This window comes from Staphylococcus sp. MSU001, from assembly GCF_052976705.1.
Genome location: NZ_JBRIKK010000034.1, coordinates 1 through 11237 on the forward strand (window position 1 = coordinate 1; position 11237 = coordinate 11237).

General features: G+C 33.3%; 11 protein-coding genes. 3 read left to right on the top strand and 8 right to left on the bottom strand.

Annotated elements, in window-relative coordinates:
* Positions 1 to 204 precede the first annotated feature (204 nt).
* Positions 205 to 600 carry a transcriptional regulator SpxA gene (gene spxA / locus ACVBFA_RS11295; protein ID WP_001829294.1) on the bottom strand — a complete coding sequence of 132 codons (396 nt, stop codon included), beginning with the start codon at positions 598 to 600 and terminating at the stop codon, positions 205 to 207.
* 290 nt (positions 601 to 890) lie between these two features.
* Between spxA and trpS the strand changes: the two genes are divergently transcribed.
* Complete coding sequence (trpS, locus tag ACVBFA_RS11300; RefSeq protein ID WP_002446070.1) at positions 891 to 1880, top strand: tryptophan--tRNA ligase; 990 nt, start codon at positions 891 to 893, stop codon at positions 1878 to 1880.
* A gap of 54 nt (positions 1881 to 1934) precedes the next feature.
* Here trpS and ACVBFA_RS11305 read toward each other — a convergent pair whose 3' ends face one another.
* The 5 genes from ACVBFA_RS11305 to opp3b are packed head-to-tail and all read right to left on the bottom strand — an operon-like array spanning position 1935 to position 7626.
* On the bottom strand, positions 1935 to 3578 hold the full coding sequence (locus ACVBFA_RS11305; RefSeq protein WP_126122441.1) for a peptide ABC transporter substrate-binding protein: 1644 nt from the start codon (positions 3576 to 3578) through the stop codon (positions 1935 to 1937).
* 23 nt (positions 3579 to 3601) lie between these two features.
* A complete protein-coding gene (locus tag ACVBFA_RS11310) occupies positions 3602 to 4543 on the bottom strand; it encodes an ABC transporter ATP-binding protein (RefSeq protein WP_126122440.1) in 942 nt (313 codons plus the stop codon).
* Positions 4536 to 5615, bottom strand: a complete 1080-nt coding sequence (locus ACVBFA_RS11315; protein ID WP_002457175.1) for an ABC transporter ATP-binding protein — start codon at positions 5613 to 5615, stop codon at positions 4536 to 4538. The genes ACVBFA_RS11310 and ACVBFA_RS11315 overlap by 8 nt, the downstream gene beginning before the upstream one ends.
* 14 nt (positions 5616 to 5629) lie before the next feature.
* Positions 5630 to 6700 carry an oligopeptide ABC transporter permease gene (gene opp3C, locus ACVBFA_RS11320; protein WP_002446066.1) on the bottom strand — a complete coding sequence of 357 codons (1071 nt, stop codon included), beginning with the start codon at positions 6698 to 6700 and terminating at the stop codon, positions 5630 to 5632.
* Positions 6700 to 7626: an oligopeptide ABC transporter permease gene (gene opp3b, locus ACVBFA_RS11325; RefSeq protein WP_001829338.1), complete on the bottom strand. Its 927-nt coding sequence runs from the start codon at positions 7624 to 7626 to the stop codon at positions 6700 to 6702. Before opp3b ends, opp3C begins: the two co-directional genes overlap by 1 nt.
* A 239-nt stretch (positions 7627 to 7865) precedes the next feature.
* Here opp3b and ACVBFA_RS11330 point away from each other — a divergent pair, with 239 nt between their 5' ends.
* Complete coding sequence (locus ACVBFA_RS11330; RefSeq protein ID WP_002446065.1) at positions 7866 to 8237, top strand: DUF3899 domain-containing protein; 372 nt, start codon at positions 7866 to 7868, stop codon at positions 8235 to 8237.
* A 70-nt stretch (positions 8238 to 8307) separates the two neighbouring features.
* On the opposite strand, the gene fabF is transcribed toward ACVBFA_RS11330, so the two are convergent.
* Complete coding sequence (gene fabF / locus ACVBFA_RS11335) at positions 8308 to 9552, bottom strand: beta-ketoacyl-ACP synthase II (RefSeq protein WP_126122438.1); 1245 nt, start codon at positions 9550 to 9552, stop codon at positions 8308 to 8310.
* 11 nt (positions 9553 to 9563) lie between these two features.
* A complete protein-coding gene (locus tag ACVBFA_RS11340) occupies positions 9564 to 10505 on the bottom strand; it encodes a beta-ketoacyl-ACP synthase III (RefSeq protein WP_002476523.1) in 942 nt (313 codons plus the stop codon).
* A 280-nt stretch (positions 10506 to 10785) separates the two neighbouring features.
* Between ACVBFA_RS11340 and ACVBFA_RS11345 the strand changes: the two genes are divergently transcribed.
* The gene (locus tag ACVBFA_RS11345; protein ID WP_002457178.1) at positions 10786 to 10980 is read left to right on the top strand and encodes a YjzD family protein; all 195 of its coding nucleotides are present in this window, start codon (positions 10786 to 10788) and stop codon (positions 10978 to 10980) included.
* Positions 10981 to 11237 lie beyond the last annotated feature (257 nt).

The following is an 11237-nucleotide window of genomic DNA, read 5'->3' on the forward strand; positions in this document are numbered from 1 at the left end:
CAAAAAACTTACTTTTAATAAGATAATATATAAAAGAGCCTAGGACCAAAAAGTCCTAGGCATACTTTAACGAATGGCAATCGATGACTAAATTGTTAGTACGCATATGTTAAGCGTTGTTAAACACGATTCTTCGTTACCAAAGTGGAAGAATGAAATCAGCAAGAATTCTATTCCACTCTCAAATATCTTTCAAAGAAGTTGTTAATCAACTAGACGTTGCGCTTCTTGTAATTGGAATGTACGTACTTTTCGTGGTAAGAAACGACGAATTTCATCTTCGTTATATCCAACTTGTAAACGTTTGTCATCTAAAATAATTGGACGACGTAACAAGCCAGGATTATCTTGAATGATTGAGTATAAATCTTGTAATGGTAGTGAATCTATATCCACATTCAATTTTTGATATGTCTTAGAACGTGTTGAAATAATTTCGTCAGTTCCATCTTCAGTCATTTTTAGAATTTGTTTAATTTCATCAATTGTTAAATGTTCAGAAAAAATGTTACGCTCCGTATACGGAATATCATGTTCTTGTAACCATGCTTTCGCTTTACGGCAAGATGTGCAACTTGGTGAAGTAAATAATGTTACCATACATCTCACTCTCCTATAGAATGAATTTAATTCATTATTTTAAAATTATTTGTTAATTAAAGAAATTAAGTTTTTAGCTTTCTTAATCTTATACTTATTATTATAAATGACTAAGATTAAAATTAAATGAGAAAAACCTAATTTTTCTGAGAAATCTTAAAAATAAATAAAAATGTATACTTCTCTTTAATGATATACCCAGATATAGATATTTTAACACAACTTACAAATTAACGAAATACTGTTATAATGATACATAAACAATCTTAATAAGAAAGTAGGCATCTAATATGGAAACTTTATTCTCAGGAATTCAGCCAAGTGGTATTCCAACAATTGGTAACTACATCGGTGCATTAAAACAATTTGTAGATGTTCAAGATGACTATGAATGTTTTTTCTGTATCGTAGACCAACATGCTATAACGGTACCACAAGACCGCTTAAAATTACGCAAGCAAATACGTCAACTCGCAGCAATTTATTTGGCATCAGGTATTGATCCAGATAAATCGACTTTATTTATTCAATCTGAAGTCCCTGCACACGTGCAAGCTGGTTGGATGCTTACAACAATAGCTTCTATTGGTGAATTGGAACGTATGACGCAGTTTAAAGACAAAGCTCAGAAACGAGCAGATGGCGTACCTGCTGGTCTACTCACTTACCCACCATTGATGGCGGCTGATATCGTGATTTACAACACTAACATTGTTCCTGTTGGTGATGATCAAAAGCAACATATGGAACTGACACGAAATTTAGTAGATCGTTTCAATAGTAGATATAACGATGTATTAGTAAAACCAGAGGTACGAATGCCTAAAGTTGGTGGGCGTGTGATGAGTTTACAAGATCCTACTAAAAAAATGAGTAAAAGTGATGATAATCAGAAGAATTTCATTTCTTTATTGGATGAACCTCATGTCGCTGCCAAAAAAATTAAAAGCGCTGTGACAGACTCTGATGGTATAATAAAATTTGATCGTGAGAATAAACCAGGCATTTCAAATTTACTTTCAATTTATTCTGGTCTAACTAATGACTCTATTAAGAATATTGAATCTAAATATGAAGGTGAAGGTTACGGTAAATTTAAAGGTGACTTATCGGAAATCGTTAAAGATTTTCTTATTAATTTCCAAGAAAAATATGCAAGTTTTTATAATTCTGATGACCTAGATGATATTCTAGATAAAGGTAAAGAAAAAGCTCAAAAAGCTTCATTTAAAACATTGAAAAAAATGGAAAAAGCAATGGGCTTAGGTCGAAAAAGATAATACTATATAATATAAAAATGCCTCGGAAATAATTTTCGAGGCATTTTTATACTCCTATTTACCTGTCTCCCTATTGATTGATTTATCAATATAGACATGTTTAAGCGTCGTTTCAGGCCCTACTTTGTGATATTGTAATCCTTTTACTTGCGGATTCGTTAAGTGTGCCTCTCCTTTTTGATAAACAGGAGCGACTGGCGCTTCATGTAATAAGATATATTCCGCTTTTTGTAATGAGGTATTACGTTCACCTGGCTTTCGTAAAAGCTTGCTGTTGGCTTCTTTGAGTAATTGATCGTATTCTTTATTACTCCAATCTGTATTATTCTGTGCATTATTTTTTGTCATTGTTTGAAGAAATGCTGTTGGATCAGGATAATCAGGACTCCAACCTGAATAACTTGCTTCATAGTTATTTGCTAATTCTAAAGTAGTTTTTTGTTTAAATGGCATTTGTTTAATTTTGAGTGTCACACCTGGTAAATTCTTCTCAACTTGAGATTTTATATATTCGGCAGCAATTTTTGAAGCAGGTGTATCCTGTGTGTTCATCGTAAAAGTAAATTTATTTTTTCCTAATTCTTTTTGTGCTTCTCTCCAATTCTTTTTCGCTAAATCAGGGTTGAATTTTAATGGTGATTTGATGGTTCTTGCAAAATCTTTGCCCTCCGGTGTATCGGCAGTTCCTATACCAGTAAAATTATTTGATGGTAGCGAACCATCATTTAAAACAGAATTGACATATCCTTTTTTATTTATTGCTTGAGCTATAGCCAATCTTAAATGCTTATTTTTAAATTCAGGAACTGTTTTTTGATTCATTTTAATAAAGAATGTTGCTGCTGTTAAACGATAATTCAAAGCAGATTCTCCTCTATATTTATCAACTTGTTCAGAAGTTATAATAGTATCATCGACCGAGCCAGTATCATATAACGATGCACCTGCTTGTTGATCTTTTAATACTTTATAGTTCACTTTATCTAATTTTACATTCTTCTTATCCCAATATTGTTCATTTTTAACTAATTGAATTTTATCTTCCACTTTCCAATTTGTTACCTCAAATGGTCCATTGTACACTGCTTTTTCAGCAGTTGTACCATATTGTTCTCCAAACCTTTTAGCAACTTTCTCATTTTGAGGATTAAATGTATTAAGTGCTAATAGTTCATTAATATAAGGTACAGGTCTTTCTAAATCTACTTGTAATTGATATTTACCTATAGCTTTGATACCCAAATCTTTGACTGATTTTTTACCTGCATTAACTTCATCTGCATTCTTTATATCACTCATTATGTATGCAAACTCAGAAGCCGTCTTAGGATTAACTACCTTTCTCCACGCATATACGAAGTCATATGCAGTTACCGAATCTCCATTGGACCATTTTGCATTTTTTCTTAAATTAATCGTAAGTGTTTTGCCACCATTACTCTTCTTTGGAAAAGATGTTGCAATGGCTGGCTCAGCTTTATCCTCTTTATTTAAAGTATATAATCCTTCAAATGCTTGAGCTGCTATATCACCAGAAACAGCATCTGTGATTAATGCAGTATCAAGTGTCGTCATATCTTGTGAAATGACCTTCCTAAAAACTTGCCCCTGATCTGAATATAAACTCTGCTTATTACTACAAGCAGATAAAACTATGCATACACTTAATAAAATAATTAAGCCTTTCAAACTTTTCATCTTTTAATTCCCCCTTTCTTAACTTATTTAACAGACAAACCATACTTTTGTTTCAATTTAATTGCTTCGTTTTGAGTAGAAAATACATAATGTTGTGGTCTAATTTCATTTAATTGTCTTTGTTCATTAAGCTTTGCATCTTCATGATATAAAACACGTTGACGATTTCTCTCAACATCAGGATCAGGCTGTGGAATGGCACTTAATAATGACTTAGTATAATCATGTAATGGATATTTATAAATATCATCAGCCGGTCCAATTTCTACAATTTTTCCGAAATGCATTACTGCAATTCTATCGGAAATATATTTCACCATTGATAAATCATGAGCAATAAACATTAAAGTAATATCACGTTCACGTTGTAGCTTTAATAAAAGATTAACGACTTGAGCTTGAATCGATACATCTAATGCTGATATCGGTTCATCTGCAATAATAAATTCTGGCTCTACAGCTAATGCACGTGCGATACCAATACGTTGTCTTTGTCCGCCTGAAAACTCATGTGGATAACGATTCGCGTGTTCTTTACCTAAACCAACTGTTTCTAAAAGGTCGTATACACGTTTCTTTCGATCCCGCTGACTACTAGCAAGTTTGTGAATATCTATTCCTTCAGCTACGATATCCATAACCTTTAACCGAGGATTTAGAGATGCATATGGATCTTGAAATATCATTTGAATTTTTTTATTAAACTTCAATCGCTCTTTACGTTTTCTAATTTGATGAATATCTTTACCATCATACTCAATTGCACCATCAGTAATATCATTTAATTTGATAATGGATTTTCCAGTCGTTGATTTACCACATCCAGACTCTCCTACAAGCCCTAACGTTTCCCCTTTATAAACATCAAAACTTATATTATCAATCGCTTTAACTTCATTATGTTTACCTTGATTAAAATATTGTTTTAAGTTTTTAACTTGTAATAATACATTTTCATTACTCATTAAAAGCCACCCTCTCTACTCTTTGTGGTTGTTTATAATTATTTGGCATTGTTCTTAATCGTTTTTGAACCATTGATGGTGGCGTAACTTTCGGAGCTCTTGCATCTAACAACCAAGATTTTACAAAATGAGTGGGTGACACTTTATACCAAGGCGGTTCTTCCTTGAAATCAATATCTAAAGCATATCGACTTCTACGTGCAAAAGCATCACCAATAGGTGGATGAAGTAAATCTGGTGGTGTACCTGGAATTGCAATTAAATCCGTGTCATTACTGGTTGTTAAATCAGGCATTGAAGAAAGTAATCCCCATGTATAGGGATGTTTAGGATCATAAAATATTTCATTCACATCTCCTGTTTCAACCATCTGTCCCCCATACATTACGGCTACTTTGTCCGCAATATTTGCTACAACGCCTAAATCATGCGTAATAAAGATAATTGAAGTTTCAATCTTATTTTGTAGTTCTTTCATAAGATCTAAAATTTGAGCCTGCATTGTGACATCTAAAGCAGTTGTAGGCTCATCAGCAATTAATATTTTAGGCTCACATGCCAATGCTATTGCAATAACTATTCTCTGACGTTGTCCTCCTGAAAATTGATGTGGATAGGCTTTAAATCGTTTTTCAGCACGAGGTAAACCAACTAAATTCAAAATTTCCAATGCTCTTTGCTTGGCCTTTGCTTTACTTAATTTCTTATGTTTAATTAGAGGTTCCATGACTTGCTTTCCGATTTGCATTGTTGGATTTAAAGAAGTCATAGGATCCTGAAATATCATTGAAATATCTCGACCTCTTAGCTGTATCAGTTCTTTTTCACTTTTCTGAGCTAAGTCCTCACCTAAAAATAAGATTTCTCCCTTTTTTATTCTTCCTGTATCTTTTTGAAAAAGTTTTGTAATTGCCTTAGTTGTTACAGATTTTCCAGATCCAGATTCTCCAACAATGGCTAACGTTTCCCCTTTATTCAAATGAAAATCCACGCCTCTGACAGCTTGCACTTCTCCCGCAGCAATATCAAAGGAAACGTGCAAATCATTTACTTCTAATACCGTTTCTGTCATTATTTTTACCTCCTTTATTTTCGCATTTTTGGGTCGAATGCATCACGTAGTCCATCACTAAATAGATAGAAGAATAAAATCAATAAACTTAAAATGATTGCTGGAATAAATAATTCATGAGGATGTATCAACAACATTGCACGTCCATCATTGACAAGAGATCCTAATGATGTCTTAGGTGCAGGCACCCCTATTCCAATAAAGCTTAAAAATGCTTCGAAAAATATTGCACTTGGAACAGTAAACATTGATGTAACGACAATTGCTCCTAAAGTGTTAGGTAATATATGTTTAAAGATTAACTTGAATTTAGAAGCACCCAATGTTTGAGATGCCAAAACAAATTCTTGATTTTTCAATTTTAAAAATTCTCCACGTACCACTCTACTCATCCCCAGCCAGCCAGTAATTGACATAGCTAATATAATAGTCCAAATTGATGGTTCAAAAATAAGTACGAATAAAATAACGACAATTAAATTGGGTATAGAAGCAATAATTTCTAAAATCCTTTGCATCACATCATCTACCCTGCCTCCAAAGAACCCAGAAATGGCTCCATATACAACGCCAATACAAATATCTAATAATGCAGCAACTACACCAATATAAAGTGAAATTTGCGCACCTTTCCAAGTACGTGTCCATAAATCACGTCCAAGTTGATCAGTACCAAACCAATAGTTTTCTTTCGCACCTGCTTCTTTGTAAGCATTTTTACCGTCCGTACCTTTACCGTCAAAAGGTAAAAATGAAACATGATCTAATAATGGTATTTTTGCTGGGAGATTACGATGATCAACATTCTGCTCAGCAAAATCGTGTTTATTCATTAATGGTCCTATAAATGCCATAATAACTATAAGCAACAAACCTATCATTCCGATTACTGCTAATTTATTACGTTTCAATTGTGACCAAGCATCTTGCCAAAAATTCTTACTTTCACGCGGCATTTCCGGCTCTTGATTCAAGTCTAAATCTCTAATTATAAAATCTGTATTCGAAATATCATTACTTGTATGTGACATCGTGCCATTAGAAATATCGCCATTAATGTTTGTAACATCTTCTTTATTACTCATTATTTCTTGCCCCCTTGCACACGAATTCTTGGATCGATAACACCATATAAAATGTCTACAATAAAGATCGAAACAATAAATAAAGTACTGAATAATATCGTAGTAGCCATGATGACTGAAAAATCATTTGTAGTTATAGAACGAACAAATTGATCACCTAAGCCTGGAACACCAAAGATATTTTCAATTGTTAATGTTCCTGTTAATATACCTGCTAACATAGGTACAATGATTGTAATAATAGGAATTAATGCATTTCGTAATGCATGTCCAAAGAGCACTTTTAAAGTAGAATTTCCTTTAGCTCGAGCTAAAAGTATGTAATCTGAACTGAGTACTTCAATCATTTCAGCTCTAATATATCTTGCAACAGTTGCTAAAACTGTAGCTGATAGTGCTAGAGAAGGTAAAATAGCTGTAGAAAAACCTTCCCATCCTGCAACTGGAAACCATTCTAACTTAACTGCAAATACATACTGCAATAAAACTGCTAAGACAAATGACGGCACTGATACTGCGATAACAGAGATAATTGTTGTTGTATAGTCTACCCATGTATTTTGTTTAGTAGCAGCAGCAACACCTAATACTAAACCTAAAACAACACCAATAACCATAGCCGTTATTCCCATCTCCATTGAAGGTATCAATCGTGGTTTAACTAAATCCCACACTGGCATATTATGATATTGAAATGAGTTGCCAAAATCACCTGTTACTACATTTTTCAAATAATTAACATATTGTAATGCTACTGGATCATTCAAACCGTACTTTTCATTTAATATTTCTTTTTGTTGCGCATTAAGTTTTGTGTCATTAAACGGAGATCCTGGCATTAATTTCATTAAGAAAAATGTAATTGTTATAACAATAAATAACGACACAAACATATAACACAATCGTTTCAACACATATTTAGTCATATACACCCTCCTAAATTAAAGAATATTCAAAATTGACATTCCCTTCATAATTTTCAGAAATATTAATCTTTATTATATCTATAATATTTATACAATTGCAATATCATTTTGCATTACAGTACTATAGTAAATATAGATAAATGACTTTTTGTTTTATTCTCTTACTTTTGCAATATAAAAATCCACCCTTTTCTAATATTAAGTTAAAATACATCTAGCATAGATAGGAGGTTTCATTAATGTCCATAAATTCTTATTTGATTTCGTCATTATTTACGCCAGTTTTATCAATAATTATATGGTTATTTTATTCAAATCACTTTATAAATTTAATCAATATCTTATTTTATACATCATTCATTATTTTTATAGTTGCTTTCCTTATTTTACTCATTCAAGAAGGAATATTTGATGCTACAAGTTTTGGATTTCGTCGTTTAAAGTATCAACTTTCCTCAACTAAGAGAAAACGTATGATGAAAAATGACCACTTTTTCAATCCACAAAAAGTTAAAAAAGAAAGTTATATAATTTCCCCATGGGTAGTTCCAACATTGATTGTTAACCTCACTTATATAGTTGTGAGTATCGGAGTATCCTTATTATTATAAAAAAATCTTCAAGTGAGTAGCTAAATTAATAACTCATCACTTGAAGATTTCTGTTTACATTTATTTAATTTTAGTCTTCAAATTTCTTAAATACTAACACTGCATTATGTCCACCAAATCCTAAACTATTACTCATTGCATAGGTAATGTCTAAGTCTTGGGCTACATTCGGAACAATGTCCAAATCACATTCTTCGTCTGGTGTGATTGCATGTATTGTAGGGGCTACCTTTGAATCACGAATTGATAGAGCAGAAAAAATAGCTTCAATTCCACCTGTAGCACCTAATAAATGTCCAGTCATTGATTTAGTTGAACTTACTTTTAATGACTTCGCAGCATCACCGAATGTATTTTTAATCGCTTGAACTTCATATAAATCTCCAACTGGTGTACTTGTGCCATGTGCATTTAAATACTGTACATCTTGAGCTTTGATTCGAGCATCATCTAAAGCAGCTTGCATAGCTCTTGAGCCACCTTCACCTTCAGGCGCAGGTGCTGTAATATGATGTGCATCGCCAGAGGAACCATAACCTACAACTTCAGCGTAAATTTCAGCGCCTCTCTCTTTAGCTGAATCTAATGATTCAAGTACAACAATACCTGCCCCTTCACCCATAACAAAGCCATCACGGCCTTCTTGGAATGGTCGACAAGCCGTTTCAGGGTCATTGTTTGTAGATAATGCACGACTAGCACTAAACCCTGCGATTGCCATATGTGTAATAGGTGCCTCTGTTCCACCAGTCACCATTGCATCTGCATCACCACGTTGAATAATTTTAAATGCTTCACCTATTGAATTAGTCCCCGTAGCACAAGCTGTTACTGTAGAACCATTAGGCCCTTTAGCACCTAAATCAATAGAAACTTGACCGGTAGCCATATCAGGAATTAACATTGGAACGAAAAATGGACTTACTCGACGTGGTCCTCTTTCTACAAGTGTTGTATGTGCAACTTCGAAAGTTTCCATACCACCGATACCAGAACCAATCCATACACCAATACGGTCGGCATTTTTTTCATTAATATTTAATTGTGCATCTTTAACCGCTTCTCTTGCAGCAACCACCGCGTATTGTGTAAAACGATCCATACGGCGAGCTTCTTTTCTATCAATGTGGTCTTCTATATTAAAATCTTTCAATTCACCAGCAAGATGTACATTATAATCATCAGTATCTATTCTTGTGATTTTATCTATACCGTTAACACCTTTTAGTGCATTGTCCCATGTTGTTTTAGCATCGTTACCAATTGGAGATAAGGCTCCGATACCCGTTATAACAACTCTATTATTTTTATTCATACGTTATCCTCCTATTTTCCCCATTTAATAACGATTGCGCCCCAAGTTAGACCTCCACCGAAGCCAACTAAGACTAATGTATCGTCATCTTTGATTTTTCCATTTTGCAATTCTTGATTAATACTTAATGGTATTGAGGCAGCCGAAGTATTACCATATTTATTTACTGAGACACTCATTTTTTCTCTTTCTATTCCTAATCTCTCTCTCGCAGATTCCATAATTCTAATATTAGCCTGATGTGGAACAAATAAGTCTATGTCTTCGGAAGATAAACCAGCTTTCTCAACTACACGCGTAGATGCATCACCCATAATTCTCACAGCAAATTTAAATACTTCTCTACCATTCATTTTGAGTTTGCCAGTTTCTCTATCTAAGTACAAGTATTTACCACCACTACCGTCTGAACCCATTTCATAGCTGATGATACCACGACCTTCAGCAACTTCTCCCATGACAACAGCTCCAGCACCGTCTCCAAATAATACAGCAGTAGAACGGTCAGTCATATCGGTAATCTTAGATAATTTATCAGCACCCACAACTAAAATATGTTTGTAATCACCAGATTGTATATATTGTTTAGCAGTAATCATTGAATACATAAAGCCAGAACATGCAGCAAGTTGATCCATAGTAGCAACCTTACCTGTTCCTAGTCTTTCTTGTAAGATATTAGCCACGCTTGGGAAAGGCATATCCCCAGTAGCTGTAGCAACGATAATCATGTCTATATCTTCTGGTTGAATGCCAGCATCCTCTATCGCTTTAATACTTGCATTGTATGCTAAATCAGATGTGTCTTGATCTTCGTCTGCCCAATGTCTTTCTTTAATACCAGTCATTTTAGAAATCCATTCATCTGAAGTTTCTAAAAACTGCTCAAAATAGGCATTGTCTATAATATTTTTAGGTGCATATGCACCAAAACCTTTAATACCCACATTCATGGTTGTACACCTTCTTAAAAAATTTTTAATACCAGGTATTAATTTAACATATTCATGTTTTTAAACTCAAGCAGAGAGCCTCCCAATCAATACAAAACATTTCCATTATGTATTTTAACAAACTTCACTAAATACATCTTTATAATTACAACATACTCTAATTTCTTATTTTGCTTTTAATTAAAAGTATGAGATAACAACGTCTTAGATTTATACTATACAAATAAGATATTATCACTTAAAATAGAGTTAACGAATAAACAAGTGGAGGTTATATAATATGAGATACCTCATGACATTCATTTGGGCAGTATTGTTACTTCAAATGGTTAATTTCGTATTGAATAGCTTAAATAGTGGACCAGCACTAAATGTAATTAATCCAATTATTATTGCTGTCATCTTCACTATTGTTGTAGCTATTTTAGATCCAATTCTTAAGCCGTCAAAAGGTTCAAGTCAATACGAATCTTAATTCTTTAAATAATAGTGTAGGAGGACATGAATGCTTGTCCTCCTATAACGTGTGTCGAAAAGATTGATATTAATGCATTTTTAATTCAATCATCAACTGCCTTTATATTATAAAACATACTAAGATTAGCTATGAAGAAATCTATGACGATAGATTTTTTCATAGCTATTTTTTATAGTTATAGAGAGGAGTAGACTGTCCAGACTCTAGGATTTTAAATCCGTAAAAAAACAAGTCAGCTTTACTCTCACCTTTTA